Raw genomic sequence first — 26,323 nt, 5'->3', positions numbered from 1 at the left:
ATCAGCGACCTCCTGCAGGAGTGACATCAGGGACCAGCAGCGACTCTTCCCTGGGCAACGGTTCGCCCCGGTTGGTGCGGCTGATGAACGCGATGGTGCAGGCACACAATACGACCGAGCCGATGGCCGCGAGCACCGCAACCGGGCCGCCCTTTAGGGCCGTCACGACGTTCTGTTGCGCCGCCATGGCGACCACGACCGGAATGTACATCGCGCCCCAGAAGCCGACGCCCATTTCACAATCCTTGGTCATGCCGCCGTGCTTCTGCATCCACAGGCGGGCGCAGATCAGCAGGATCATGGCGATACCCACGCCGCCGACATTGGATTTCACGCCCAGCAGCACGCCCAGCATATCGCCAAGAATCACCCCGGCCAGGGTGCAAATAGCGAGTAGAGCCACACCGTAAATAATCATTGTTGTCATTCCTCTGTTTGCATTGCTGAAGTTGTTGTTTTTGTCCTTCGTAGCAGCTGCACGGCGTCTCTATTGGGTGCGGGTACCCTCCTCTCGCGATAGCGCAACCAGACTGTCCAGACGCGCAGCCTGAAAGGCGACTGCCGTTCCCTGTTCGAACACCCGACGCGCCAGCTCGGTCAGCACGGCACCGGGCGGCCATTCGATCTGCAGACGTACGCCTCGCTCGTAGGCGGTCTCAACAGTGCTGCGCCAGTCGACAACCCGGCACATGTTGAACGCCAGGTCATCACGCAGCTTTTCAAGGTCCATGACCGGCCGCGCCGTGCTGCCGCTCAGGTATCGAACGTTCGGCTTTCTGAGATCGACCCTGGAGAAGGCCTCGGCCAGCGTTCGCGCGGGCGCTTCGAGCAATGCGCAATGCGACGGCACGCTGACCGCCAGACGCTTGATGGCCGCCGCACCTGCGGCCCTGGCAAGCTGGCCGACCTGCCGCATCGCCTCGGCGCTGCCAGCCATCACGAGCTGGTTGTCGGCATTGATATTGGCAAGAAAAACCGGCGTCTCGACCGTGTGAACCTGAGCGATCATCGCTTCGACCTGCGCCTGATCCAGCCCCATGACGGCTGTCATGCCGTAGCCTTCGGGGTAGGCGCGCTGCATCAACTCACCGCGCAACGCCACCAGCCGAACCGCATCCTCGAACGCCAGCGCGCCCGCAATCACGGCGGCCGGATAAGCACCGATGGACAGTCCGGCCACGTAGTCAGGTTGGCAGCCACGCGCCTGCAACAGCCGGGCACAGGCCACGCCCGCGATCAGCAGACACAACTGAACGGCGCGGGTCGATTGCAGCGCCTGAGCGGTATCCAGCGCCATGACGTCTTCACCCAGCGCTGTCGAAGCCTGCTGCAGGCAATCGCGAACCACAGGATCGTCCGGCAACTGATGCAGCATGTTTGCCTGCTGCGCGCCCTGACCGGGAAAAACCCAGAAGCTGCTCATGCGCATACCTCGGCCAGTTGCCAGGGGTCGGCAACCAGACGCGCACCGCTTGCGCTCTTGAGCAGCACTCGACCCGACGGCCGCGCCCATTCGCGCAGTGCAACCGCGCCCTGTTCGAGCTGCAACTGAACGTCGATCCGGCACACAGCCGTTTCCAGCGCCTCGACCAGTTCGGCCGCCCAGCAGCGCTCTACAGGCTGCGGCGTGCGCAGGATCAGATCCAGATCGCTGCCCTGATGCAGCGCCGTAAAACCGCTCGCCAGTTCGAATCCGGCACTCCCACCCACGCCCCAACTCAGTTCCAGCGAATCCATGACTGGACGAATCAGACGCAAGGCGCGCAGCGCAGGCCAATCGTGCAGGCAGCCATCGACCACATCCACCAGTTGCTCCGGGCTGACGCGACGGGAAATGTCCGCGCACGCCATGATCGCTGCATAACGCTGCTCACGAGCCCGCCCCCGCAGACCGACTGCAACCTGCCCCGACGCCACAACCTGACGACGCACCACCACCGGCCGACCGGCCAGCACTGCGTCGACGGCCCAGTCAGGCGCGTCTTCAGGCAAGGCGGACAGCGGCATGCCCCACAACAAGTCATGGGGCAGCACGGTCGATGAAAAATGCGTCACCACTGCGCTCGCAGCAATTGGCGCACGTGGGCCGATGCCGCACGGTTGCTCGCGCCCAAGCGACTGCTCAGATCAGTGCCACTGGCCTTCACGTCCTTGATCGCACTGCCAAGCACACTGCGCACCTGGGCCAGATCGTCAGCGCCCGGCTGCTCGATCTGGCTGACTGACAGGGTTTCCCACAGCAGCCCGAGGCTGGCGTAGTTGTCGATGTCATACGCCATCGGTGGAATGGTCGAAGCGAGCTTTTCCAGCTCTTCGACACTGCGCAGGGTGACGCGGGCCGCCGACGCCTTGCCCATCGCATGCACCATGACGCCAGGATCACGCAGGGCGATCAGTCGGTTGGCCTGATAACCGTGAGCCAGAAACGCCCCGGACATCGCCTTGCCGACCAGCAGCCCGATCACCGGATGTCCGGCCAGCCGTGCCCGCGCATAACTGTCCACAGCCCCCGCCAGCGCCTGATGAATGCCCAGTGCTTCTTCGCGACGACCATAAGCCTGACTCGGCACATCGACGATGGCGATCAACGCGCGTTTGTCAGGTCGCTCACGGTCCAGCTCGACAGCCTCGTCCACCGCCTTGGCCAGGCCCCAGCCTTCCAGCAGACCGACCTCGCCCTGGCGCGCGCGGGGAAAGCGGTTGTCCGGATCGGCCACCACGGCCAGAAAACGCACCGGCTGTTCGCCCAGCATGCCGTCGGCGACCTTGAGCGATGCAGGCAGACCGCCGACCGGCGTGGCACCTGCACTCAATGCGTTGAACCAGTTCAAGCCCCGTTGTTGAGTGCTCATGACCGGGCTCCTTGAAAGAGGGTGCGGACGGTCTGCGGATCAATCTGCGACGCCGTGTCCAGAGTCCCCAGACGCTCCAGAAACAGCGCGTGCCGACCACTGCGATGCTGCGCAGGCACGCCCTGCCTGAGCCGATCGCTGACCTGTTGCCTGATGTCGGCCACGTCATCGGCGGCAAAACCGTCCACCAGACCACTGGCAAAACGCTGCTCGCCACCGGTCAGACTCCAGATGAACGGCCGGTCGCGGGAGTCGTATTCCTCGATGCCGGCTTCCTGTTCGATCACCTGCGGACCGTTCAGACCGAGACGGGCTTCCTGAGTCACCAACAGATAGCTGCACAGCCCGGCCGCAATGGACATGCCGCCAAAGCAACCGACGCTGCCTGCCACCACACCGATCACCGGCTGGTACTGACGCAGATCGACCATCGCAGCATGGATCTCGGCAATCGCGGCCAGCCCCAGATTGGCTTCCTGCAAGCGCACGCCGCCGGTTTCCAGCAGCACGATCGCAGCGGTCGGGATGCCGTTGCGGTTGTCCTCGGCGGCCAGTTCGAGGGCGCCAGCCATTTTCGCGCCGCCCACTTCGCCCATGCTGCCGCCCTGAAACGAGCCTTCGATGGCCGCAATCACCACCGGCAGACCATCGACCGTGCCTTTGGCTACCACCACACCATCATCGGCTTGGGGCACCACGCCCTGACGGGCCAGCCAGGGCGACATGACGCGGTCGAACGGGTCGATCAATTCGCGAAAAGTGCCCGCATCCAGCAAGGCACGGGCGCGCTGGCGGGCGCCGAGTTCGATGAAACTGTGCTGGCTCAACAAACGTGCGGTATCAGTCATGGCCGACCTCCTCGAAACCCTGCTCCATGCGCAGCCGCACCACGCCGGGCGTGGCGCCGAAATCATGAATATCGATGCTCAGCGCAGGCGGCGTCTGGCCGTCGAACATGCGCTCGAACAGGTGTTTCCAGCGCAACGATGCGCCATTGACCGAGGTCACCACTTCAATCGTCAGCTTGCCCGGCTGTCCGGGTTCCAGCAGCACTTCCAGATCGCCGGAGCCGACGCAACCCACCAGCGCACGGCCCTTGGGCGGCTGTCCGGCGGGGAATTCAAAAGACAGGGTTTCCATATCAGGCACTCCTCGGTGCAGGGCTCGATACAAGGCCGAGCGCAGGCTCAAGACCGTCGATAAACAGGCAGGCCGCCAGCAGGTCGGCTGCGCCACCGGGCGAAGCGTTGATGGCCAGCAATTGCTGATCCAGCTCGTGCAGTTCACGACGCCCGGCCAGACTGGCGCTGCCGCCCGCCTCCAGCACGCGCTGCGCGCCCTGTTGCATGACCTGCAAACCCTCAGGGCCGGCGCGATACAGCACGCAGGTGTCGGCCAGAGTGGTCATGATTGCCAGCAACGCATCCAGACGCGCGTTCTGCTCGCCACTGCCCGCAGCGCGGCTGCGCTGCAATTGCGGCAGCGCACGATTCATCACGGCAGGAAAGCCCTGTTGCGCCTGTTCGCGAGCGCCCATTGCGCCATAGCGTCGAGCAACGATGCTGCCGTGGCTGTTGCTGGCGACCACCTGACGATCCTCGATCAGTGCCAGACGGGCCGCGCGCTGGCAAATCGCGGCTGGCGTGCAGTCGTTGACGTCCAGCGCTGCCGCGGTCACGAGAAGACCCAACGCCCAGATCGCGCCGCGATGGGTGTTGACACCGCCCGTGGTGCGCAGCATTGCGGCTTCACCTTCGCGGCCCAGCCGACCGAGTTCTTCGCGCAGCGGTTGTCCGAGGGTCTGGAGGTGCGCAGCGGCCTCGGCCATCAGTTTGAAGGTCGGCCAGAGCGACAGGGCGGACGCGTGCATCAGGCCCAGGTGCAGGTCGGTATGCGCGCCGTTGCCACGGCGGTCCACCAGCGCAGGCTTTGGCGACAGGTTGGCTTCGTCCATCAGCGCATCGACGGCCAGATCAGCCAGATGCTCGGCCAGCGAGACGGGTTGTGGTGTCAGTTGAAGTGCACTCATCACCAACTCCTGAATTTGGCAGGCGGGTTGTAGAGGCCACCGGACCACTCGACCAGATCGGCGATGCTTTTCGCGGCCAGCAGTTCGCGACTGGCGTCGGTGCGGCGGATGCCGAGGTCTTCGGGCAGGGCGATCAGCCCTTCGCGGCGCATGCGGGCGGTGTCTTTCGGGTTGTGGCGCAGACCAATGGCGGTCACACCTGCCACAGCAGCAATCATCGCCTGACGCTCTTCGAGGCTGCGCGCCTTGTACAGATAAGCGATGCCCTCTTCAGTCAGCAGGTGAGTCACGTCATCGCCGTAGATCATGATCGGAGCCAGCGGCATGCCGCTCTTGCGGGCCACTTCGACGGCGTCAAGGGTTTCGACGAAGGTCGGTTTGCCGCCTTCCTGAAAGGTTTCGACCATCTGAACCACCAGCTTCTTGCCGCGTTCCAGATAGGCGGCCGGGCCGTCATCGGTCTGCTGGCGCATGTCCAGCCAGGCCGGGGTTGCGTGGCGACGGCCGCGCGGGTCATGGCCCATGTTCGGCGCGCCACCGAAACCTGCCAGACGACCTCGGGTCACGGTTGAGGAATGACCGTCGCCATCGACCTGCAAGGTCGCGCCGATGAACAGATCCACCGCGTACTGCCCCGCCAGCTGGCACAACTGCCGGTTGGAGCGCAGCGAACCGTCGCGCCCGGTGAAAAATACGTCCGGGCGCGCAGCGATGTAGTTTTCCATGCCCAGTTCGGTGCCGAAGCAATGCACGCTTTCGACCCAGCCGCTTTCGATGGCCGGTATAAGGGTCGGATGCGGGTTGAGCGTCCAGTTGCGGCAGATCTTGCCTTTCAGGCCCAGCGATTCGCCGTAGGTCGGCAGGATCAGCTCGATGGCCGCGGTGTTGAAGCCAATGCCGTGGTTCAGCGACTGGACGTTGTGCTTCTCGTAGATGCCGCGTATGGCCATCATCGCCATCAGCACATGCACCGGCTTGATGTGACGCGGATCGCGGGTGAACAGCGGCTCGATGTAGAACGGCTTGTCGGCCACGACCACGAAGTCGACCCACGAAGCGGGAATGTCCACGCGCGGCAAGTCAGTCACGTCATCGACCAGCTGATTGACCTGCACGATGACAATGCCGTCGCTGAAGGCGGCCGGTTCAATCAGCGCGGGAGTGTCTTCGGTACTCGGCCCGGTGTAGATGTTGCCGGCCCTGTCAGCCATGAAGCCTGCGGCCAGCACCACGTTGGGGATCAGATCGACCACCAGTCGCGAATACAGCTCGATGTAGGTGTGAATCGCGCCGATTTCCAGCAGGCCGTCTTCAAGCAACTGGCTGATGCGCAGGCTTTGCGTACCGGCGAAAGAGAAGTCCAGCTTGCGGGCAATGCCTTGTTCGAACAGGTCCAGGTGCTCGGAACGCCCGACGCTTGGCATGATCATGTGCAGGTCGTGCACCTTGGCGGGATCAACCCTGGCCAGCGCACGGGACAGAAAGTCGGCCTGCTTCTGATTGTTGCCCTCAAGTACCACCCGGTCACCGGACACCAGCAAGGCTTCCAGCGCTGCGACGATCTTGTCGGTCGGCAGCACCACGCCGTCGGCCAGGGCTCGCACCTGTTCGAGCCGCCGCTGCTTCTCGGTGCGGCGACGCGTCCAGCGCGCGTCGGGGGAAGTTGTTGTTGTCATGATCGCTCCACGATTTCGCTGTCGTGGTTCACCTTAGGAGCGGGACAGGTCAGGCATCAATCAAGCAGACCATTGGATCATTACGCCTGGAGTAACGATTGCCGATCAAAAAGCCGCGCTCTGCAACATTTCCCAACCTCAGGATGACTTTCCTGTAGGAACAGTCCTTAACCGCTGACTCGGCCCCCTGTGCAACGGCTTTGCGCCTAGCATTCGGCTTCCCACAATCCAAAGGAAGCAGCTCTATGCCATTCATAGTCAGGGAAGGTGATACGACCACCAGCGGCGGCTTTGTGTCGAATACCTCGTCACGCGTAATTCTGGACGAGCAGCGTGTGGCGCTCATGGGCGACCCGGTGTGGTGTCCGCTTTGCCGCAGCGCGGGCTTCATCGCCCAGGGCAATCCGACCTATGTCGATGAGTTTGTGGCGGTTGCCACGCACGGCCACGAAGTGCGATGCGGTTGCCCGCCAGGCAGCAACCGTCTGATCGCTTCTCAGAACAAATTCCAGGCCGACATGGACGCTGCCATCGACATTCCCGAGGACATGATCACCGAAGCGCGCCGGCGAGCCGACGCCCTGACCCAAGAAATCAAGGATGTGCGTTGGTTTCCAGCAACTGATGAAGGTCGACGAACTGCCTTGTCAGCTTGTGGCGCGGGTCGAGATGGATCAGAGGCAGACAGGCCTCGTGAGACTCGCGCATCTTCACTGACGCATTGAGGTAGACCGGCAATACCGGGAGGCCTTCGGCAACCAGTTCATCCAGCATCTGCTGCGGCAGGCTCGCGCGCGGCTGGAACTGGTTGACGATGATTCCTTCCACTTGCAGGTTCTCGTTGTGGTCTTCCTTCAACTCCTCGATTTCCCGCAGCAGGCCGTAGAGCGCCTGCCGGGAAAAACTGTCGCAATCAAAAGGAATGAGGACGCGATCTGCCGCGATCAGAGCCGAAACCGCGTAGAAATTGAGCGCGGGCGGCGTATCCAGATAAATGCGTTCGTAATCTTCGCCCAATTCATCCAGCAATTTGCGAAGCTTGTTGATCTTGTGCTTGGCCTCGAGTTTCGGCTGCAGATCAGCGAGTTCCGCGGTGGCCGTTACCACATGCAGGTTATCGAACGGCGTCTCGTAGATATCAACATGATTCTTCTTGCCGAACGGCGCGGAAGACAACGTCTGCTTGAAGAACTCGGCAATCCCCATCGGGATATCGTGGCCCGTCAGACCGGTGAGGTACTGGGTGGAGTTGGCCTGGGCATCGAGGTCGATCAACAGGGTTCGATAGCCTTCGTTAGCGCTGACTGCAGCCAGATTGCAGGCAATGCTCGACTTGCCGACACCGCCTTTCTGATTGAATACCACGCGACGCATGCTTTGGATTCCTCGATAGATTAAGAAACGACGTGACTGACCGATAAAGGCTGTAAGCGTGGTCGAGTCTAGGCAATGCATACGACAAGGGCGACCTTATCGGCGACCTTATCAAAAATACGACACATTTATGTCGGTTCAATGACTGTACCGGGTTGAGCGTCAAGGCGTACGCCTGAGTTACCCGGATGAGAATGGATGCTGTGTAAACCCTTTACTTGCAACAAATTTGCTAGTCACGATCCCCACAAGGATAATGCGCGCACCCATTCAACTTACCGCCCAGACTGATGCCGTCCTGGTATCGAAGTAGCGAGAAACAAGCCCGCAGGGGCGGGAAGAGAAGTTTTGATCACCTTCAACATTGCACGATGGCGCGCCTGGGCACCTGGCCTGGCGAGCGCAGACGAGTGGGAGCAATGGAGCCGCACCCCTACACAGTTGCAGGACAGCAACGAGGCACCGGATGTGTCTTTTCTGCCTGCGATGCAGCGCCGACGGCTGGGCCGCATGGCGCGCATGGCGTTCGCGGTCGGCTGGCCGCTCAGCGAGGGTTACGAACGCATGCCGCTGGTGTTCGTGTCCCGCCACGGCGAAACGCCCCGCACGTTCGAAATCCTTCGCGATCTGGCCGCTGACGAGCCCATGTCGCCGACCCAGTTCAGCCTGTCGGTGCATAACGCCGTGATTGGCCTGTGGTCGATCCTGCGCGGTGAAACCAGCGAAATGACCGCACTGGCGGCCGCAGGCGACGGACTTGAATACGGCGCATTCGAAGCCGCGGCCCTGCTGGCCGAGGGCGCACCGGCAGTGCTGCTGGTGGTGACCGAAGAACAGCCTCCGCACGCCTACGCCAAATGGATCGACGACGTGCCCTTTCCCTATGCCGTCGGCCTGCTGCTGACGCCGGGCAACGAATGGCAACTGTCCCTGAACACCGACACGCAAGGCGCGCAACGCACGCAGTGGCCCCATGCCCTGAATCTGTTGCAAGTCCTGCACACCCACCAGTCTTCATGCCTGCATCCGTGGAACAACCGATTATGGAAGTGGCAACGCAACCAGTGAAGAAAGGCCGGGATGCCTATTACTGGCGTCTGCTGGCAACCGGGTTCAGCTTTGCCCTGTTCGGGGTAAGCGGGCTGTGTCTGCGCGTGTTCGTCTTTCCAGTCCTGAGTTGCTTTCCGGGGAGCGTCGCAGACCATCAGCGACGTGCCCGCCGGACCATCAGCCGGCTGTTCTGGCGTTTCATCAGAATCATGGCGCGGCTGGGCGTGCTGACCTACGAGGTCAAAGGCGCCGAAAAGCTGGGACGCCCAGGCCAGATGATCATCGCCAACCACCCGTCCCTGATCGACGTGGTGTTCCTGATCGGGCTGGTGCGTGACGCCAACTGCGTGGTCAAGCGCAGCCTGTGGGAGAACCCTTTCACGCGCGGTCCGGTGCGTTCCACAGGCTATATCAGCAATGACGGCAGCATGGACATGCTCGATGCCGCTGTGGAACGCCTGCAGGGCGGCCAGACCCTGATCATTTTTCCCGAGGGCACTCGCACCCAGCCCGGCCAGCCGCCTGCCTTTCACCGCGGTGCCGCCGCCATTGCCCTGCGCGGCGCCAGCATGATCACGCCGGTGACCATCAAGGTCAGTCCGACCACGCTGACCAAGGCCGAGCCCTGGTACCGGATTCCACAACGCCGCGTGCATTTCACCCTGCATGTGGGTGCCGACATCGATCCGACAACCTTCAGCGCGCTGGGTCCGCCGCCTTTGGCGTCCCGCAAGCTCAACGATTACCTGCATGACTACTTCATCAAGGAGCTCGCCACAGATGAGCGATCTACACCTGGACATTAAAGTGCTGATCATCGACGCCCTGGGCCTCGAAGACATCACCCCGCAAGACATCGGCAATGACCAGACGCTCTTCGGCGAGGGCCTCGGACTGGATTCGGTCGACGCACTGGAACTGGGCCTGGCCATCCAGAAGCGCTACGGCATCAGGATCGATGCCGACGCCAAGGACACCCGCAACCATTTCGCCAACGTCGACAGCCTTGTGGCGTTCGTCAGCGCCAGACAGCCGGTCTGAGGATTGAACATGCAAACCCGTGAAGACATCTTCCAAACCCTGCGCACGGCCATGGTCGAACTGTTCGAACTGGAACCTGAAAGGGTCATTCCCAAGGCGAACCTCTATCAGGACCTGGAAATCGACAGCATCGACGCTGTCGACCTGATCGACCACATCAAGCGCAAGACCGGCAAGAAAATCGCGGCGGAAGAATTCAAGTCCGTCAGAACCGTCAACGATGTGGTCGAGGCCGTCTACCGACTGGTCAACGCCGCCGAATGAAACGGCTGGTTGGTCTGATCCTGGTGCTGGCCGGTGTTCTGTACCCGTTCGCCGTCTATTGGGGAACCGAGCACTTCGCGCCCTGGCAATTTGCCCTGCTGCTGGGAAGCCTGTGGCTTGCGCGCATCGTGACCGGTGAGCGCAAACCCGGCAGCCTGGCGATGGCCCTTGTGGCGCTGGGGTTCTGCGTGGTGCTTGGGTTACTCGACAGCCATGTGATGCTGCGCTGGTACCCGGTGCTGGTCAGCCTGTTCATGCTTGGCCTGTTCGGCTCGAGCCTGATCTACGGCCCGCCGATCGTCGAGCGCATGGCGCGTATCAACCGGCCTGAGCTCTCTGAATCCGGCATTCGCTACACCCGGCGAGTCACTCAGGTCTGGTGCGTGTTCTTTTTGGGCAACGGCCTTGCTGCGGCCGCACTGACGCTGTGGGCACCGCTGTCATGGTGGACGCTCTACACCGGCCTTGTTTCCTATGGACTGATGGGCCTGCTGTTCGCAGGCGAACTGATCGTCCGCCTGCGCGTCATGGGCGGCCCATGAAATGGATAGCATGAACTTGCTAACTCTCGAAAACCTGCTGCTCGACACCAAGACGGATCGACGGCTGACCACCGCTCCCGAGCTGACGCTCGCCCAATGGCGGGCGCAGGCATTGAGCGTTGCGTGCGGGCTTCAAGCCCGTGGCGTCCGGCAAGTGGCCGTGCACCTCGAAGATGCCGCCGAACTGGGCATCGCGTTGTTCGGCGCCTGGCGTGCCGGGGTAAGCGTGCTGCTGCCTGCCGACCTGCAAGGACAGACCCGCGAGCGCTGGGCCGGTGAGGTGGATCTGTGGATCACCGACCAGCCCGGCGATGTACCACTCAATGAGCTGCACGCAGCCCCCCTGGCACCGGCTGCGCTTGATCTGGACCAGTGCCGCCTGAGTCTGTGCACGTCAGGTTCCAGCGGCGAGCCTAAGCTGATCGAAAAGCGTCTGCGCCAATTGGCCAATGAAGTCACGGCCCTCGAACAGCACTGGGGTGCGGAGCTGGGTCAGGCCTGCATGGTCGGCAGCGTGGCAACCCAGCACATCTACGGCCTGCTGTTCCGGTTGTTGTGGCCGCTGTGCGCGGGGCGTTCATTCGTGCGTCGTCAGTTGCCCTTTTCCGAAGACGTGCAGCGCGCCAGCCTCGAAAACGGGTCGTTCGCCTGGGTTGCAAGCCCGGCCCTGCTCAAGCGCATGGGCGACAACCTCGACTGGCCCAGCCTGAGCGCAGTACGCCGGGTGTTCTCTTCCGGTGGCGTACTGCCGGGCGACGCAGCACAAAGCCTCCATGTGCGGCTGGGGCAATGGCCGACGGAAATCTTCGGCAGTTCGGAAACCGGCGGTATCGCATGGCGTCAGGGCGAACAGCGCTGGCAACCCTTCGAGGGCGTCGAACTGACCCGGGGCGACGACGGTGCCTTGTGCGTCAGTTCGCCCTACCTGCCCACAGGCCATATCGAACACACCGCCGACGCCGTACACATCGACACCGAGGGCCGTTTCGAGCTGCTGGGTCGGCTGGACCGTATCGTCAAACTCGAGGAAAAACGTATCTCGTTGCCCCTGATCGAGCAGGCGCTCATCGCCCATGAATCGGTACGCGAGGCGCGTCTGGGCGTGGTGCAGGAGAACCGTGCCTCACTCGGGGCGCTGGTCGTGCTGAATGACAGTGGCCTGCTTGCACTGCGGACACAGGGCAGACGTGCCCTGACCGAAGCGCTGCGCCAGCACCTGCGCCCGCATTGCGAAGCCCTGGCACTGCCTCGTCGCTGGCGGCTGCTGCGGCAGATGCCGCTCAATGCCCAGGACAAACTGGCTCAGGCCGACGTCGAAGCACTGCTGATGGCCGAGCGCCCGAAACTCCCGGAGCTGCTGGATCAGAAGACCGTCGCTGACGAGTTGCAACTGAATCTGGTGGTTCCGCCCGATCTCGCGTACTTCAGCGGACACTTTCCCAGAGCACCTGTCCTGCCGGGCGTGGTGCAGGTGGAGTGGGCGATGAAGCTGAGCCAGCGTCTGCTGGATCTGCCGCCGCGCTTCGCCGGGATGGAAGTGCTTAAGTTTCAGCAACTGGTGCGTCCCGGCGACTCGCTTACCCTGACCCTGCGCTTCGACGAGCAACGCTCGAAACTGCATTTCGCCTTTCGCACCAGCGAAGGCGCGCCCTGCTCCAGTGGCCGGATCGTGCTGGAGGCTGCGCATGCATAAGCCCTGCGCGATCATTCCGGTGTTCGATCACGAGCTGGCGGTGCCCAACGTGGTCCGTGCCGTCCGTGAAGCAGGGCTGCCTTGCGTGCTGGTGGACGATGCCAGCAGCCCGGCCTGCGCGACGGTGTTACAGCAGCTTGCACAGGCCGAGCAGGTTTATCTGGTGCGCCTGCCGGTCAATCAGGGCAAGGGCGGCGCCGTGATCGCCGGCTTTCGTGAAGCCGCACGACTGGGTTTCAGCCATGCCTTGCAGGTCGATGCCGACGGTCAGCATGACCTGACAGACATCCCGATGTTTCTGCAGCAGTCGCGTGACTATCCCGACGCGCTGATCTGCGGTTATCCACAGTACGACGAGAGTGTTCCGAAAGGACGCCTGTACGCGCGTTACCTGACCCACGTGTGGGTGTGGATCAATACCCTGTCGCTGCAGATTCGCGACTCGATGTGCGGCTTCAGGCTCTATCCGCTGGCGCCCGTGTTGACGCTGATCGACAGCACGCAGATCGGCAGGCGCATGGACTTCGACTCGGAAATCCTGGTGCGCCTGTCATGGCGCAGGCAGGCCATGCGCTGGCTGCCGACCCGCGTTCATTACCCTCAGGACGGCCTTTCGCACTTCCGCCTGTTCCACGACAACGCACTGATCTCGAAAATGCACGCCAAACTGTTCTTCGGCATGCTGATCCGCCTGCCGGTCATCCTCTGGCAACGGTGGCGGGCATGAGCTTGAAACCTGCGTCGAAACAGCATTGGGCCAACCATGAAGAGCGCGGCAGTTTTCTGCTGATGAAGCTCACTGCGTGGGGCGTCAAACTGCTCGGCCGTCGCCTGTTGACGCCGGTGCTGTATGGCATCGTGCTGTATTTTTTCCTGTTCGGCCGCCGCGCCCGGCACAGCATCCACGAGTATCAGCAGCGCCTGTCACAGTGGAGCAACCGGCCCGAACTGCGCCCGACCCAGCGCCGGGTGTTCAGCCAGTTCATGGCCTTCGCCGATGCGCTGCTCGACAAGCTTGACGTGTGGAATGGCAGGCTGGGCATTGACCAGATCGAGATCATAGACCCGGCGCACCTGCGGCAGAACCTGCGCGGATCGCGTGGACAACTGCTGGTCGGCGCGCATCTGGGCAACCTTGAGGTGTGTCGCGCCCTTGCCGAGCTGGGCGAAAAAGTCACCATGAACGTATTGGTGCACACCAAGCACGCGGAACGCTTCAATCGCCTGCTGGGCGAAGCCGGCGCGACCAACCTGCGACTGATACAGGTCAGCGAGCTGGACCCGGCCATCATGCTGCAACTGAACCAGCGCATCGAGGAGGGTGAATGGCTGGCCATCGCCGGTGATCGTGTGCCGCTGCATGGTGGACGCAACGTGCGGGTCGATTTTCTCGGCCAGCCCGCCGCCTTCCCGCAAGGCCCGTGGCTGCTGGGCGGGTTGCTCAAGTGCCCGGTCAACCTGTTCTTCTGTCTCAAGGGCCCGAGCGGCTACCGCGTGATTCTCGAACCCTTTGCCGATGCCATCGAATGGCGGCGCAGCGACCGTGCGCAGGTCATCGAACACTGGGCCAGGCGTTACGCCGAACGTCTCGGCCACTATTGTCTTGAAGCGCCACAGCAGTGGTTCAATTTCTATCCATTCTGGAAGTCCGATGACGAACCACGTTCCTGACACCATCACCTTCGGCGAACGGGCGCTGCGTATTGAAGACGTGCTGGCGTTGGCCAACCGCCAGGCGCCCACTGAATTGCAGAACGATGACGCGTTCCGCGAACGTATTGCCAAAGGTGCACGGTTTCTCGATTCGCTCCTGGACAAGGAAGGCGTGATCTACGGCGTCACTACCGGCTACGGCGATTCGTGCGTGGTCGCCGTTGCGCTGGAACACGTCGAAGCGTTACCGCGTCATCTCTACACCTTCCATGGCTGCGGTCTGGGCAAGCTGCTGGACGCGCAGGCGACCCGCGCCGTGCTCGCGGCTCGGCTGCAGTCGCTGTGTCAGGGCGTTTCGGGGGTGCGTATCGAACTGCTGGAACGTTTGCAGGCGTTCATTGATCAGGACGTACTGCCGCTGATCCCCGAAGAAGGCTCGGTCGGTGCCAGCGGTGATCTGACGCCGCTGTCCTACGTAGCCGCGACGCTCTCGGGCGAGCGTGAAGTGATGTTCCGTGGCGAGCGCCGAGCAGCCGTCGACGTCCACCGCGAACTGGGCTGGACGCCGCTGGTGCTGCGGCCCAAGGAAGCGCTGGCCTTGATGAACGGCACAGCGGTGATGACCGGACTGGCCTGCCTCGCATTCGCGCGGGCGGACTACCTGCTGCAATTGGCGACCCGTATCACGGCAATGAACGTGGTGGCGCTGCAAGGCAACCCGGAACACTTCGACGAGCGCCTGTTCGCCGCCAAGCCGCATCCGGGTCAGACCCAGGTGGCCGCGTGGCTGCGTCAGGATCTGGCCATCGACGCCCCGACCGCGCCGCTGCATCGCCTGCAGGATCGTTACTCATTGCGTTGCGCGCCGCACGTGCTGGGCGTGCTGGCCGACAGCCTGAACTGGCTGCGTTCGTTCATCGAGATCGAACTCAACAGCGCCAACGACAACCCGATCATCGACGCCGAAGCCGAACGCGTGCTGCACGGCGGACACTTCTATGGCGGGCACATCGCTTTCGCCATGGACAGCCTGAAAACGCTGGTCGCCAACGTCGCCGATCTGCTGGACCGGCAACTGGCGCTGCTCGTGGACGAGCGTTACAACCACGGCCTGCCGAGCAATCTGTCGGGCGCCAGCGCCGGACGCGCCATGCTCAACCACGGTTTCAAGGCCGTACAGATTGGCGCCAGTGCCTGGACGGCCGAGGCGTTGAAAAACACGATGCCGGCCAGCGTGTTTTCGCGCTCCACCGAGTGCCACAACCAGGACAAGGTGAGCATGGGCACCATCGCTGCCCGCGACGCGATCCGGGTGCTGGAGCTGACCGAGCAGGTCGCCGCCGCCACCCTGATCGCTGCCAACCAGGGCGTCTGGCTGCGCAGCAAGTCCGCCGATGCCCGCCCGCTGCCACCTGCGTTGGCCGCCATGCATGAACAACTGAGCCAGGACTTCGCCCCCGTCATCGAAGACCGGGCGCTGGAGGCAGAGCTGCGCCTGTGCCTGAAACACATCGCCAACCGACACTGGAGGCTGCATGCGCAGTAAGGGATTTCTGCAGGTCGATACCGAAATCGTGGTGCCGTTTTTTGACGTCGACATGATGAACATCGTCTGGCACGGCCATTACGTCAAATACCTGGAAGTGGCGCGCTGCGCGCTGCTCGACCACATCGGCCACAACTACATGCAGATGCTCGAATCCGGGTATGGTTGGCCGGTGATCGACATCCAGCTGCGTTACGTGCGCAGCGCCGTGTTCGGCCAGAAGCTGAACGTGCGCGCCGATCTGGTGGAATGGGAGAACCGGCTGAAGATCAACTACCTGATCACCGACGCGGTCACCGGCGAACGCCTGACCCGCGCCAGCACTGTTCAGGTCGCCGTCGACAGTCAAACTCACGAGATGCAACTGGCCTCGCCCAGGGTCTTCATCGATGCCGTAGAGAGAGCCTTGCCATGAGCGGTCCGCTTCGAGCGTTATGTGTATTCGGCCTGCTGTGTCTGTCGTCGCTGGCACACGCCTTCGACCTGCAACAACTGAGTGATCAACTGGCCAGGCCTGCGGTGGTGCAAGGGCGTTTCATTCAGGAAAAGCACCTACGCGCGCTGCCGCAGCCGCTGATCAGCAAGGGCCGCTTCGTACTGGCCAGGGACGCCGGACTGCTCTGGCTGCTGGAAACCCCCCTGAAACAGGATTACCGCATCAACGCCAACGGCATTGCGCGCCGGGAAGCCGAAGGCAGCACCAGCGTCTGGAAGCCGGTGCCCAACAAGAACGCAGGTGCCGAGCAGAACCGCCTGTTCCTTGCCGTGCTGCAAGGTGACAGCAGCGGCCTGCAACGGGATTTCGAACTGCAACTCAAAGGCGATGCCAACGCCTGGCACCTGACGCTGACACCCCGCTCGCTGTTGCTGCAGCAGGTGTTCAAGCAGATCAATATCGACGGCGGCGAACTGGTGCAACGCATCGAACTGCTGGAAACCCAGGGCGACAGCACGGTTTTGAAGATGATCGACAGCACCCGCGCAGCCGCGCTGACCGATGCGCAACGCAATGACTTTGCGAACTGAGCGCCTGCTTCCACGCCTGTTCCTGCTGATTCTGGCGGGCGTGCTGGCGCTGGCTGCCTGGCAATGGCACGACCGCTCGCCGCTGTCGGCCAACCTCATGGAACTGGTGCCGGGCACTGATAACGACGCGCTGGTCACCACCGCCGAAAAGCGCATTCAGGAGCCGCTCAACCGCGAAATGCTGGTGCTGGTCGGGCATTCGGACCATCAGCAAGCCATCACTCTGGCCCGCACGCTGGCCGAGCAATGGCAGGCCAGCGGCCTGTTCGAAAAAGTGCAGTGGACGTTACAGGCCGACCTGCCTGCCTTGCGCACACAACTGCTGCAAGGCCGAATCGCGATGCTGCCGGCCGTGGACCGCGCGCAACTGCTCGACGACCCGCAGGCCTTTATCGAGCAGCGAGTGCAAACCCTGTTCGATCCCTTTGCCGGTTTTAGCCTCGTGCCCAGTCAGGATGACTGGCTGGGCCTGACCGGGCGCATCCAGAACGGGTTGCCCCGCCAGGGATCGGTCGAACCGGATCTGGCCAGCGGCGCATTGATCGCCTCGGCCGACGGTAAAAGCTGGGTATTGCTGCGCACGCGCACCGGTAACGACGCCTTCGACATGCACCTGCCCGGCCACGTCGCGGAGCTGCTCGCCACCGCCCGCCAGCAAGCGGGCCAGGCGGGAGGTCAACTGCTGGCGGCCAGCGGCTTGCTGTACGCAGCCGATGGCCAGAAGCAGGCCAGCCGGGAAATGACCTGGGTCGGCGGCGGCGCAACCATTGGCATCCTGTTGCTGCTGTTGCTGGCGTTCAGAAGGTGGAGCGTGCTGCTGGCGTTTGTACCCGTCATCGTCGGCATGCTGTTTGGAGCGGTCGCCTGCGTCGCGGTGTTTGGCAGCATGCATGTCATGACGCTGGTGCTGGGCTCCAGCCTGATCGGCGTGGCCGTCGATTACCCGCTGCACTACCTGTCCAAAAGCTGGAGCATGAAGCCCTGGCGCAGCTGGCCTGCCTTGCGTCTGACGTTGCCGGGGCTGAGCCTGAGCCTGATCACCAGCTGCATCGGTTATCTGGCGCTGGCCTGGACGCCGTTTCCGGCGCTGACCCAGATTGCCGTGTTCTCGGCCGCCGGGCTCGTCGGCGCGTACCTGACAGCGGTATGCCTGTTGCCCGCGCTGCTCGGCAGAATCGAGATTCATCCCGCGCAATGGCCGCTCAAGCTGGCCCAGCAGATGCTCGATTGCCGCGCCGCCTTGCTGCAGCGCGTCAGCACGCCGAGTCTGCTGGTGTTGCTGCTGGCCTTCTGCGGCGGCGGCCTGTGGCACCTGACCACCAAGAACGACATTCGCCAGTGGGTCGCGGCCCCGCAGTCGCTGACCGACGAAGCCCAGGCCATCGCACGGATCACCGGCTATCAGCCCACCAGCCAGTTCTTTCTGGTGCGCGGCAAGGATCAGCAGGAATTGCTGGACCGCCAGACCGCGCTCACCCAGCGCCTCGATCAACTGGTGAGCATGGACAAGTTGCAAGGCTACATGGCGGTCAATCAGTTGCTGGACTCGCCTGCCGAACAACAGGCAACCCGCGCAGCCCTGGCGAAACTGCCTCAATACTGGCAGCCGCTGGTGCAGCTCGGCGTTCCGGAAAGTGCCCTGAAGGCCGAGATCGCTCAATTACAGGCACTGCCGACGCAAGACATCGACCTGGCGCTGCAAGGTCCGCTCGCCGAACCCTGGCGCACGCTCTGGCTGGGACCCGATGATGAAGGCGTGGCGAGCATGGTGAGCCTGCGCGGCCTGAACAGTACGGCGTTGCTGCGTATGCAGGCGGGCGGACTGGACGGCGTGCAACTGGTGGACCGTCTGGGCGAACTCAATCAGGTGTTCGCCAGCACACAGGTCAGCGCCGCCGAACTGAAGATGGCCTCCTGCGTGCTGATCGTGCTGTTGCTGATCGTACCGTTCGGCTTCAATGGCGCACTGCGCATCGTCGCGCTGCCGCTGCTCGCCGCGTTGTGCAGCCTCGCCAGCCTGGGCTGGCTCGGCCAGCCGCTGACCCTGTTCAGCCTGTTCGGCCTGCTACTGGTCACCGCAATCAGTGTCGATTACGCCATTCTGATGCGCGAGCAGGTCGGCGGGGCGGCAGTGAGCCTGCTGGGTACGCTGCTGGCCGCCGTCACCACCTGGCTGTCGTTCGGACTGCTGGCGATTTCCGGCACCCCGGCGATCAGCAATTTCGGTCTGTCGGTGAGCCTTGGGCTGGCGTTCAGTTTCCTGCTCGCGCCATGGGCCAGTCCGCGTCGGAAGGCTCACCCGCCTGCCGGATCGTCGGAGCCACAGCCATGATGGTCCTGGCGTTCTGGGCCATGGCGTTGAGTCTGTTCGCGCTGGCTACATGGGCTGGCCAGCGGCTGGGGCTGATTCTCATCGTCAGCCAATTGCTGCTGGCCACCTTCGGCCTGCCACTGTTGATGTTGCTGTGGATAGAGCCGCACTGGCAGCTCAGCGGCGCACAGCTGGTGTCGCCGGTCTGGCTCAAGAGCCTGTACGGCCTGGCGTTTGCGGTGGTACTGGGGCAGATTCTCAGTGAAGTGATCGACGTAAAACTCGACCGGCAAAGCCTGAAAATCGCCGTCCCGAGCTTTTTCGTTCCCTTCCTGGCAGGCATCGCCTGCGCGATCTGGCTGTTGCCCGAGCAGGCCTGGATCAGTTCGCTGGCCGTGGGGCTGGTGTTTGCCATCACTGCAATTCCGGTTTTGTACCTGTACCTGCACCATATCGATTACCCGCCCGCCGCGACCCGCCGGCTGGTGCAGACCGCGATTCTTATCGACCTGACCTGCTGGAGCCTGTTCGCCCTCGCCCAAGGCAGCCTGCACCTCGGCAGTTTGCTGCTGCCCCTGCTGGGCGCCTGCGTGCCGCTGCTGTTTCGCCTCCTGCGTCTGCGCCAGCCGCTGCTCTATAGCCTGACGTTTTTTGCCCTGCTGATGGTGGCCGAGCATTACCGCCTCAATGCGTTGATATTCGGCATAGGCTATCTGCTGTGCATGTCACGGCTGGGTCAGGCCTGGGTGCCGCCGCTGGACGCGACAACACTGCGCTTCATTCAGAACTGTCTGGCCATCCCGCTGCTGCTGACCTTCGGCATTGTGCAGATCGATGTACACAGCGCGCTGAACGAGACGGGCTGGCTGCAACTGGGCGCGCTGATCGTACTGCCCATCGCCAGCAAGCTGCTCGGCAACTGGATCGGTTTGCACTGGGCAACACCATCGTTCGTCGGGGCCAGTCGCTGGCGCGAAAGCGTGCTGCTGAATATTCGTGGCCTGAGCGAAATCGTGTTTCTCAACCTGCTGCTGCAACAACAACTGATCAGCCCGGCGCTGTACTTCGCCTTGATGCTGATGGGCCTGATTGCGACACTCATGCCGGCATTGACAGGCATGGGTCGCCAGCCCTCACGCACTACTCCTTCAATCGAACCCCCGAAAAGGAATACCTGTGCCCACCATTGAAAAGGAAATTCGCCAGGTCGTCGTCATCGGTGCCGGTCCGGCCGGTTCGATTGCTGCGGCGCTGCTCAAACGCCAGGGTCACGATGTGCTGATCGTCGAGCGCCAGGTGTTTCCACGCTTCTCCATCGGCGAAAGCCTGCTTTGCCATTGTCTGGATTTCGTTGAAGAAGCCGGCATGCTCGAAGCGGTGCAGGCCGCCGGGTTCCAGCAGAAGAATGGCGCAGCGTTCGCGCGTGGCGAGCAGTACAGCGATTTCGACTTCGGTGACACGTTCACCAACGGCAAGCCGACCACCTTTCAGGTGCAGCGCGCCGAGTTCGACAAGCTGCTGGCCGACCAGGCTGAGTTGCAAGGCGTCGAAATCCGCTATGAACAGGAGATCATCAGCGCCGATTTCGACGGCCCGCAGCCGGTCTTGCGCGTAAGACATGAAGACGGCAGCGAATACAGTGTGCAGGCCGATTTCGTGCTGGACGCCAGCGGCTACGGCCGCGTGCTGCCGCGCTTGCTGGACCTGGAAGCGCCGTCCGGATTTCCGGTGCGCAAGGCGGTGTTCACCCATATCGAAGACCGCATCGAAAGCCCGCCTTTCGACCGTCAGAAAATCCTTGTCAGCATCCACCCCGAGCACAGCGATGTGTGGTTCTGGACCATCCCGTTCAGCCAGGGGCGCTGTTCGCTGGGCGTTGTGGCATCAGCCGAGCGGTTCGAAGGCAAACCCGAGGACCTGGACGCTTGTCTGCGGGCGTTCGTTGCAGAAACTCCACAGCTGGCCAACGTGTTGAAAAACGCAGTCTGGGACACCCCGGTACGCACCATCGGTGGCTACTCGGCCAACGTCAAGGCTCTGCACGGCAAGGGCTTTGCGCTGCTGGGCAACGCGGCGGAGTTTCTCGACCCGGTGTTTTCTTCGGGCGTCACCATCGCCATGCGCTCGGCCAGTATGGCCGCAGGCGTGTTGAATCGTCAGTTGCGCGGCGAAGCGGTGGATTGGGAAACCGAATTCGCTGTTCCGCTGAAAAAGGGTGTCGATGCGTTCCGCGCTTACGTTGAAGGCTGGTACGACGACACCTTCCAGAATGTCATTTTCTATGAAGGCGGAACGCCTGACATACGCCGCATGATCAGTTCCATTCTGGCCGGCTACGCCTGGGACGAGCGCAACCCGTTCGTCAGCGAACCCAAACGGCGTCTGCGGGTGCTCTCGGAAATCTGCACGAGCGATGATTCATGACCGGACCGTTCCTGAGCGACAGCTACGTCGAAGAAACCCGCTTTGGTCTGTGGTTTCTGCGCAGCGATATCTGGCAATACCGGGTGCTGCGTGTCGCCATTGATGACCTGCGCAGCCTGCTCACAGGTCCGCTGCCTGCCGCACCGGTGTTGCTGGACGCAGGCTGTGGACAGGGCAAATCGTTCCGCCACCTGAGCAAGGTGTTCAGCCCGGCCAGGCTGCTCGGTGTCGATGCCGACCCGGACAGCCTGACACGCAGTCGCGAAGAAGCCGCCGCACTGGGGATCGACGTCGAACTGATCGGCAGCGACTGCGCCGCCCTGCAACTGCCCGACGCCAGCGTCGACCTGCTGTTCTGCCACCAGACCTTTCACCATCTGGTCGAGCAGGAGCAGGCGCTGGCCGAGTTCTATCGCGTGCTCAAGCCGGGCGGCTATCTGCTGTTCGCCGAATCCACCGAGGCCTATATCGACACCTGGGTGATCCGCTGGCTGTTCCGTCACCCCATGCACGTTCAGAAAAGCGCCGCGCAGTACCTGGAGATGATCCGCCAGCAGGGTTTCGAATTCGAGGCCCGCAATGTCTCCTACCCTTACCTGTGGTGGAGCCGCGCCACGGACTTCGGCCTTCTGGAAGCCTTGAAGCTGCGCAAGCCCAAGCCCTTCGGGCAGCGTGAGGAAACACTGGTCAACGTAGTGGCCCGCAAGCCGTTGCAGGGTGAGGAAGCATGATCCGAGCATTGATTTTCTCGCTGTTGCTGCTCACAGGTTGCGCCAGCCAGACGCCGCTGCCGACCACGGCACCCACGCTGGCGTTGCCGATGCAGTTGCACATCGAGCGCAGGCAGGCGGATCAGCGTCAGGACTGGATGTTGATCATCCAGCGTGAGAACAAGGGCCTGCGCTGGTCGATGATGGACCCGCTGGGCATTCCTCAGGCGCGTCAGTTGCTGATCGAGGGCAAGTGGCAGGCAGACGGCTTGTTGCCGCCGAATCCTGAAGCCCGCGAACTCTTCGCCGCGCTGATGTTTGCCATGACCTCGGATCAGGAACTGAACAGCCGTTACCCGACTGCCTATCGCCAGGGCATGCAGCGTCGTCTAGAGAATCGCTGGCTGGTCGAATATCAGTCGGCCAACGCCTTCACCGTCCGTCTCAAGGATGGCTTGAGCTACAAAGTGACCCCGTTGAACAGCGAGACCACGCCATGACCGCCCATCTCAACTCACTGGGGCTGATCTGCGCTCTGGGCAACGGCCCGGAAGAAGTGTCTCGCCGACTGTTCGCCGCCGACTGCTCAGGCATGGTCCTGGAAGACGGCTGGGTCGCAGATCGTGCGCTGCCGGTGGGCGCGGTCAAGGACGTACTGCCTGCGATCCCTGCGCCATTGCAATCGCAAAGCAGCCGCAACAATCAGTTGCTGCTGGCGGCGGCGTTGCAGATCGAGGACGATATTCGTCAGGCCATCGACCGTTACGGCGCGTCGCGTATTGGCGTGATCATCGGCACCAGCACTTCGGGCATCGATGAAGCCAGCAGCAGCATGGTCCAGTGGCTGCGTGAACAGACCTTTCCCGAACACTACGATTATGCGCAGCAGGAACTGGGTGCGCCGGCCAATTTTCTGGCGAGCTGGCTGCAACTGACCGGCCCGGCTTACGTGATTTCCACGGCCTGCACGTCCAGCGCAAGGGCCTTGCTCAGTGCTCGACGGGCGCTGGACATGGGGCTCTGCGACGCGGTGCTGTGCGGAGGTGTGGACAGCCTGTGCAAGCTGACCCTGAACGGGTTTTCCTCGCTGGAAGCCATGTCGCCGACGCTCTGCAATCCGTTTTCCAGCAATCGCAACGGGATCAACATCGGCGAAGCGGCGGTGTTATTTCTCATGACCCGTGAAGCGGGCGGCAAACATTCGATTGCCTTGCTCGGCGCGGGCGCCAGTTGCGATGCGTACCATATCTCGGCCCCGGAACCGACAGGGCGCGGCGCACGCGATGCCATGCAGCAAGCATTGAGCAACGCAGGGCTCGCGCCGGAACAGATCGGTTACCTGAACCTGCACGGCACCGCCACCTTTCACAACGACGCCATGGAAAGCCTGGCGGTGCAGGCCGTGTTTCCGAACGGCGTGCCGTGCTCGTCGACCAAGCCGCTGAGTGGCCATACCCTCGGTGCAGCGGGTGCACTGGAAGCCGCGTTCTGCTGGCTGAGCCTGTCGCCCGACAACCTCGAACACGCTTTGCCACCCCATGTATGGGACGGCGCGGCCGATCCATCCGAACCCGCGCTGCAACTGACTGCACCGGGCGCACGTCTGGCCGCTGGCGACAGCCGCTACATGATGAGTAATTCCTTTGCCTTCGGTGGCAATAACATCAGCCTGATTATCGGAGATGCACCATGATCGATTGGCCGCTCGCCGAACTCATTCCTCACGCTGGCGACATGATCCTCATCGATCAGGTGCTGGCCTTTGACGAAGACCATATCCACACCCGCCTGACCGTGCGCCCCGACGGGCTGTTCAACGAAGCGGACGGCAGCCTGCCCGCCTGGGTCGGCGTGGAGCTGATGGCCCAGAGCGTGGCGGCGTTTGCCGGCTGTCAGGCGCGCAGCAAGGGCGAAGCGGTCAAGCTGGGCTTTCTGCTCGGCAGCCGCAAGTTCGACTGCAATGTCGCGCACTTTCCGGTCGGCAGCGAACTGGACATCCACGCTGTGCGCTCGCTGCAGGACGACAGCGGTATGGGTGTCTTCGAATGCACCCTGACAGGCCCGGACATCAACGCCTTTGCGCGCCTCAATGTATATTGCCCACCCAACACTGCTGACTACCTGGCTGAAGGAGCCCCGGCATGACTGAATCCATACTGGTCACCGGCTCAAGCCGTGGCATCGGCCGCGCCATCGCCCTGCGCCTGGCTCAGGCCGGGTACGACCTGATCCTGCACTGCCGCACGGGCCGCAGCGAAGCCGAAGCGGTACAGGCCGAGATCATTGCGCTGGGTCGCCAGGCCCGTGTCTTGCAATTCGACGTGTCGGACCGTGCCGCCTGCAAGGAAATTCTTGAGCAGGACGTGGAAAACCACGGCGCCTATTACGGCGTGGTGCTCAATGCAGGGCTGACCCGCGACGGTGCTTTTCCGGCGCTCAGCGACGACGACTGGGATCAGGTGCTGCGCACCAACCTGGACGGCTTTTACAACGTGTTGCATCCGCTGACCATGCCGATGATCCGTCGCCGCTCGGCAGGACGCATCGTGTGCATCACCTCGGTGTCCGGCCTGATCGGCAATCGCGGGCAGGTCAATTACAGCGCCTCCAAGGCAGGGTTGATCGGTGCGGCCAAGGCGTTGGCCGTCGAACTGGGCAAACGCAAAATCACGGTCAACTGCGTTGCGCCGGGCCTGATCGACACCGCCATGCTCGACGAGAACGTACCGGTGGATGAGCTGATGAAGATGATCCCGGCCCAGCGCATGGGCACACCTGAAGAAGTGGCGGGTGCGGTGAATTTTCTGATGTCGGCCGAAGCCGCTTACATCACGCGTCAAGTGCTGGCCGTCAATGGAGGCCTGTGTTGATGAAACGCGTGGTGGTCACCGGCATGTCCGGCATTACGTCGATCGGCAGCGACTGGGCAAGCGTCCAGGCGAATTTCACGGCCAATCGCAGCGGTATCCGGCGCATGGACGAATGGAACCGGTTCACGGAACTGAACACTCGGCTGGCCGGACCTATCGATGATTTCGCCGTGCCTGCACACTGGACGCGCAAGCAGTTGCGCAGCATGGGTCGCGTGTCGCGCTTTGCGGTGGGCGCATCGGAGCTGGCGCTGACTGACGCCGGGCTGCTGAACGACCCGATCATTCGCGACGGCCGCATGGGCACGGCTTGCGGTTCGTCCACCGGCAGCACCGACGAGATCAAGGCCTTTGGCGCCATGCTGATCAACTCGGTGGCTGTCGGTCTGAACGCCAACTCCTACGTGCGGATGATGCCGCACACCACGGCTGCAAATATCAGTATTTTCTTCGGTTTGACCGGGCGTCTGATCCCGACCTCGAGCGCCTGCACCAGCGGCAGCCAGGGCATCGGCTACGCCTACGAGGCGATCAAATTCGGGCGCCTGCCGCTGATGCTGGCCGGAGGCGCGGAAGAACTGTGCCCGACCGAAGCGATGGTGTTCGATGCGCTGTATGCCACCAGCCTCAAGAACGACGCACCTCACACCACGCCACGCCCTTACGACACGGGCCGCGACGGGCTGGTGATCGGCGAAGGTGGCGGCATGCTGGTGCTGGAGGAACTGGAGCACGCCAAGGCACGCGGCGCGCATATCTACGCAGAGATCGTCGGTTTCGGCAGCAACGCTGACGGTGCGCACAGTACCCGGCCGGAGCAGATCACCATGCGCCGCGCCATGGAGCTGGCGCTGGAAGACGCCAACCTGCCGCCCGAGGCCATCGGCTACGTGAACGGCCACGGCACGTCGACGGAACAGGGCGACATCGCAGAGACGCTCGCCACCAGCAGCCTGTTCGGCTCGCGCATGCCACTCAGCTCGCAGAAAAGTTTCCTCGGCCACACCCTGGGCGCCTGCGGTGCGCTGGAATCGTGGTTCACCATCGAAATGCTCAACAGTGATCGCTACATCCACACGCTGAACCTTGATGTGATTGATCCGGAATGTGGCGATCTTGACTACATCGTTGGCGAACCCCGACAAATGAGCAACGAATACGCGATGAATAACAACTTCGCATTCGGCGGCGTCAACACGTCGCTGATCTTCAAGCGCTGGGTGTAATCGCAAGGCTAGAAGATCGTGCCCACGCGCAGCGAT

Annotated in this window: 29 protein-coding genes and 1 pseudogene; 21 read left to right on the top strand and 9 right to left on the bottom strand. The window is 62.8% G+C overall.

Annotation, left to right across the window (positions count from 1 at the left end):
• Nucleotide 1: 1 nt before the first annotated feature.
• The 8 genes from madL to mdcA form a co-directional block, all read right to left on the bottom strand.
• Nucleotides 2-418 carry a malonate transporter subunit MadL gene (gene madL / locus KDX39_RS21790; RefSeq protein ID WP_231661774.1) on the bottom strand — a complete coding sequence of 139 codons (417 nt, stop codon included), beginning with the start codon at nucleotides 416-418 and terminating at the stop codon, nucleotides 2-4.
• 69 nt (nucleotides 419-487) lie between these two features.
• The gene (gene mdcH / locus KDX39_RS21785; protein ID WP_231661773.1) at nucleotides 488-1,423 is read right to left on the bottom strand and encodes a malonate decarboxylase subunit epsilon; all 936 of its coding nucleotides are present in this window, start codon (nucleotides 1,421-1,423) and stop codon (nucleotides 488-490) included.
• Complete coding sequence (locus KDX39_RS21780) at nucleotides 1,420-2,055, bottom strand: malonate decarboxylase holo-ACP synthase (RefSeq protein WP_331462083.1); 636 nt, start codon at nucleotides 2,053-2,055, stop codon at nucleotides 1,420-1,422. Before KDX39_RS21780 ends, mdcH begins: the two co-directional genes overlap by 4 nt.
• A complete protein-coding gene (mdcE, locus tag KDX39_RS21775; RefSeq protein ID WP_231661772.1) occupies nucleotides 2,052-2,852 on the bottom strand; it encodes a biotin-independent malonate decarboxylase subunit gamma in 801 nt (266 codons plus the stop codon). The genes KDX39_RS21780 and mdcE overlap by 4 nt, the downstream gene beginning before the upstream one ends.
• Nucleotides 2,849-3,700 carry a biotin-independent malonate decarboxylase subunit beta gene (locus tag KDX39_RS21770; protein WP_231661771.1) on the bottom strand — a complete coding sequence of 284 codons (852 nt, stop codon included), beginning with the start codon at nucleotides 3,698-3,700 and terminating at the stop codon, nucleotides 2,849-2,851. The genes mdcE and KDX39_RS21770 overlap by 4 nt, the downstream gene beginning before the upstream one ends.
• Complete coding sequence (locus KDX39_RS21765) at nucleotides 3,693-3,992, bottom strand: malonate decarboxylase subunit delta (RefSeq protein WP_029244352.1); 300 nt, start codon at nucleotides 3,990-3,992, stop codon at nucleotides 3,693-3,695. The genes KDX39_RS21770 and KDX39_RS21765 overlap by 8 nt, the downstream gene beginning before the upstream one ends.
• Before the next feature lies 1 nt (nucleotide 3,993).
• Nucleotides 3,994-4,881 (bottom strand): triphosphoribosyl-dephospho-CoA synthase, encoded by an 888-nt coding sequence (locus KDX39_RS21760; protein WP_231661770.1) that lies wholly within the window; start codon nucleotides 4,879-4,881, stop codon nucleotides 3,994-3,996.
• The gene (gene mdcA, locus KDX39_RS21755; RefSeq protein WP_184322287.1) at nucleotides 4,881-6,557 is read right to left on the bottom strand and encodes a malonate decarboxylase subunit alpha; all 1,677 of its coding nucleotides are present in this window, start codon (nucleotides 6,555-6,557) and stop codon (nucleotides 4,881-4,883) included. The genes KDX39_RS21760 and mdcA overlap by 1 nt, the downstream gene beginning before the upstream one ends.
• Nucleotides 6,558-6,802: 245 nt before the next feature.
• Between mdcA and KDX39_RS26455 the strand changes: the two are divergent.
• A pseudogene (locus KDX39_RS26455) lies at nucleotides 6,803-7,097 on the top strand (PAAR domain-containing protein); the annotation flags it as partial.
• 54 nt (nucleotides 7,098-7,151) lie between these two features.
• Here the strand turns inward: KDX39_RS26455 and KDX39_RS21745 are convergent.
• Complete coding sequence (locus KDX39_RS21745; protein WP_231661769.1) at nucleotides 7,152-7,931, bottom strand: ParA family protein; 780 nt, start codon at nucleotides 7,929-7,931, stop codon at nucleotides 7,152-7,154.
• Between the two features lie 348 nt (nucleotides 7,932-8,279).
• Here KDX39_RS21745 and KDX39_RS21740 point away from each other — a divergent pair, with 348 nt between their 5' ends.
• From KDX39_RS21740 to KDX39_RS21645, 20 genes are read left to right on the top strand one after another with little or no spacing between them, the layout of a single operon-like run.
• Nucleotides 8,280-8,999 carry a beta-ketoacyl synthase chain length factor gene (locus KDX39_RS21740; protein WP_231661768.1) on the top strand — a complete coding sequence of 240 codons (720 nt, stop codon included), beginning with the start codon at nucleotides 8,280-8,282 and terminating at the stop codon, nucleotides 8,997-8,999.
• Nucleotides 8,975-9,787 (top strand): lysophospholipid acyltransferase family protein, encoded by an 813-nt coding sequence (locus KDX39_RS21735; RefSeq protein WP_099228736.1) that lies wholly within the window; start codon nucleotides 8,975-8,977, stop codon nucleotides 9,785-9,787. The genes KDX39_RS21740 and KDX39_RS21735 overlap by 25 nt, the downstream gene beginning before the upstream one ends.
• Nucleotides 9,762-10,022, top strand: a complete 261-nt coding sequence (locus KDX39_RS21730) for a phosphopantetheine-binding protein (RefSeq protein ID WP_099228737.1) — start codon at nucleotides 9,762-9,764, stop codon at nucleotides 10,020-10,022. The genes KDX39_RS21735 and KDX39_RS21730 overlap by 26 nt, the downstream gene beginning before the upstream one ends.
• 9 nt (nucleotides 10,023-10,031) lie before the next feature.
• Nucleotides 10,032-10,286, top strand: coding sequence for an acyl carrier protein (locus KDX39_RS21725; RefSeq protein ID WP_231661767.1), 255 nt, complete (start codon nucleotides 10,032-10,034; stop codon nucleotides 10,284-10,286).
• Nucleotides 10,283-10,828, top strand: a complete 546-nt coding sequence (locus KDX39_RS21720) for a hypothetical protein (RefSeq protein WP_004880353.1) — start codon at nucleotides 10,283-10,285, stop codon at nucleotides 10,826-10,828. The genes KDX39_RS21725 and KDX39_RS21720 overlap by 4 nt, the downstream gene beginning before the upstream one ends.
• 10 nt (nucleotides 10,829-10,838) lie before the next feature.
• Nucleotides 10,839-12,521: an acyl-CoA synthetase family protein gene (locus KDX39_RS21715; RefSeq protein WP_231661766.1), complete on the top strand. Its 1,683-nt coding sequence runs from the start codon at nucleotides 10,839-10,841 to the stop codon at nucleotides 12,519-12,521.
• On the top strand, nucleotides 12,514-13,248 hold the full coding sequence (locus KDX39_RS21710; protein WP_231661765.1) for a glycosyltransferase family 2 protein: 735 nt from the start codon (nucleotides 12,514-12,516) through the stop codon (nucleotides 13,246-13,248). The genes KDX39_RS21715 and KDX39_RS21710 overlap by 8 nt, the downstream gene beginning before the upstream one ends.
• Nucleotides 13,245-14,192: an LpxL/LpxP family acyltransferase gene (locus KDX39_RS21705; RefSeq protein WP_231661764.1), complete on the top strand. Its 948-nt coding sequence runs from the start codon at nucleotides 13,245-13,247 to the stop codon at nucleotides 14,190-14,192. The genes KDX39_RS21710 and KDX39_RS21705 overlap by 4 nt, the downstream gene beginning before the upstream one ends.
• Nucleotides 14,173-15,720: an HAL/PAL/TAL family ammonia-lyase gene (locus KDX39_RS21700; protein ID WP_231661763.1), complete on the top strand. Its 1,548-nt coding sequence runs from the start codon at nucleotides 14,173-14,175 to the stop codon at nucleotides 15,718-15,720. The genes KDX39_RS21705 and KDX39_RS21700 overlap by 20 nt, the downstream gene beginning before the upstream one ends.
• Entirely contained in the window at nucleotides 15,710-16,135 is a 426-nt protein-coding gene (locus KDX39_RS21695; RefSeq protein WP_184322292.1) for an acyl-CoA thioesterase, read from the top strand. The genes KDX39_RS21700 and KDX39_RS21695 overlap by 11 nt, the downstream gene beginning before the upstream one ends.
• The gene (locus KDX39_RS21690; RefSeq protein WP_210073868.1) at nucleotides 16,132-16,746 is read left to right on the top strand and encodes an outer membrane lipoprotein carrier protein LolA; all 615 of its coding nucleotides are present in this window, start codon (nucleotides 16,132-16,134) and stop codon (nucleotides 16,744-16,746) included. Before KDX39_RS21695 ends, KDX39_RS21690 begins: the two co-directional genes overlap by 4 nt.
• Nucleotides 16,730-19,078 carry an MMPL family transporter gene (locus KDX39_RS21685; protein WP_231661762.1) on the top strand — a complete coding sequence of 783 codons (2,349 nt, stop codon included), beginning with the start codon at nucleotides 16,730-16,732 and terminating at the stop codon, nucleotides 19,076-19,078. The genes KDX39_RS21690 and KDX39_RS21685 overlap by 17 nt, the downstream gene beginning before the upstream one ends.
• Nucleotides 19,075-20,247 (top strand): sodium:proton antiporter, encoded by a 1,173-nt coding sequence (locus tag KDX39_RS21680; RefSeq protein ID WP_231661761.1) that lies wholly within the window; start codon nucleotides 19,075-19,077, stop codon nucleotides 20,245-20,247. Before KDX39_RS21685 ends, KDX39_RS21680 begins: the two co-directional genes overlap by 4 nt.
• On the top strand, nucleotides 20,234-21,481 hold the full coding sequence (locus KDX39_RS21675) for an NAD(P)/FAD-dependent oxidoreductase (RefSeq protein WP_231661760.1): 1,248 nt from the start codon (nucleotides 20,234-20,236) through the stop codon (nucleotides 21,479-21,481). The genes KDX39_RS21680 and KDX39_RS21675 overlap by 14 nt, the downstream gene beginning before the upstream one ends.
• On the top strand, nucleotides 21,478-22,212 hold the full coding sequence (locus tag KDX39_RS21670; RefSeq protein WP_099228747.1) for a class I SAM-dependent methyltransferase: 735 nt from the start codon (nucleotides 21,478-21,480) through the stop codon (nucleotides 22,210-22,212). The genes KDX39_RS21675 and KDX39_RS21670 overlap by 4 nt, the downstream gene beginning before the upstream one ends.
• Nucleotides 22,209-22,691 carry a hypothetical protein gene (locus tag KDX39_RS21665; RefSeq protein WP_231661759.1) on the top strand — a complete coding sequence of 161 codons (483 nt, stop codon included), beginning with the start codon at nucleotides 22,209-22,211 and terminating at the stop codon, nucleotides 22,689-22,691. The genes KDX39_RS21670 and KDX39_RS21665 overlap by 4 nt, the downstream gene beginning before the upstream one ends.
• Nucleotides 22,688-23,884 carry a beta-ketoacyl-[acyl-carrier-protein] synthase family protein gene (locus KDX39_RS21660; RefSeq protein WP_231661758.1) on the top strand — a complete coding sequence of 399 codons (1,197 nt, stop codon included), beginning with the start codon at nucleotides 22,688-22,690 and terminating at the stop codon, nucleotides 23,882-23,884. Before KDX39_RS21665 ends, KDX39_RS21660 begins: the two co-directional genes overlap by 4 nt.
• Entirely contained in the window at nucleotides 23,881-24,336 is a 456-nt protein-coding gene (locus tag KDX39_RS21655) for a hotdog family protein (protein WP_231661757.1), read from the top strand. Before KDX39_RS21660 ends, KDX39_RS21655 begins: the two co-directional genes overlap by 4 nt.
• Nucleotides 24,333-25,061: a 3-oxoacyl-ACP reductase FabG gene (gene fabG / locus KDX39_RS21650; protein WP_231661756.1), complete on the top strand. Its 729-nt coding sequence runs from the start codon at nucleotides 24,333-24,335 to the stop codon at nucleotides 25,059-25,061. Before KDX39_RS21655 ends, fabG begins: the two co-directional genes overlap by 4 nt.
• Nucleotides 25,061-26,287 (top strand): beta-ketoacyl-ACP synthase, encoded by a 1,227-nt coding sequence (locus KDX39_RS21645; RefSeq protein ID WP_231661755.1) that lies wholly within the window; start codon nucleotides 25,061-25,063, stop codon nucleotides 26,285-26,287. Before fabG ends, KDX39_RS21645 begins: the two co-directional genes overlap by 1 nt.
• The last annotated feature ends 36 nt before the right edge of the window (nucleotides 26,288-26,323 follow it).

The organism is Pseudomonas sp. CDFA 610 (assembly GCF_021147865.1).
Lineage (GTDB): Bacteria > Pseudomonadota > Gammaproteobacteria > Pseudomonadales > Pseudomonadaceae > Aquipseudomonas > Aquipseudomonas alliivorans.
Note: the sequence above shows the minus strand (reverse complement) of the source record. Positions and strands in the feature narration are given on the sequence as shown.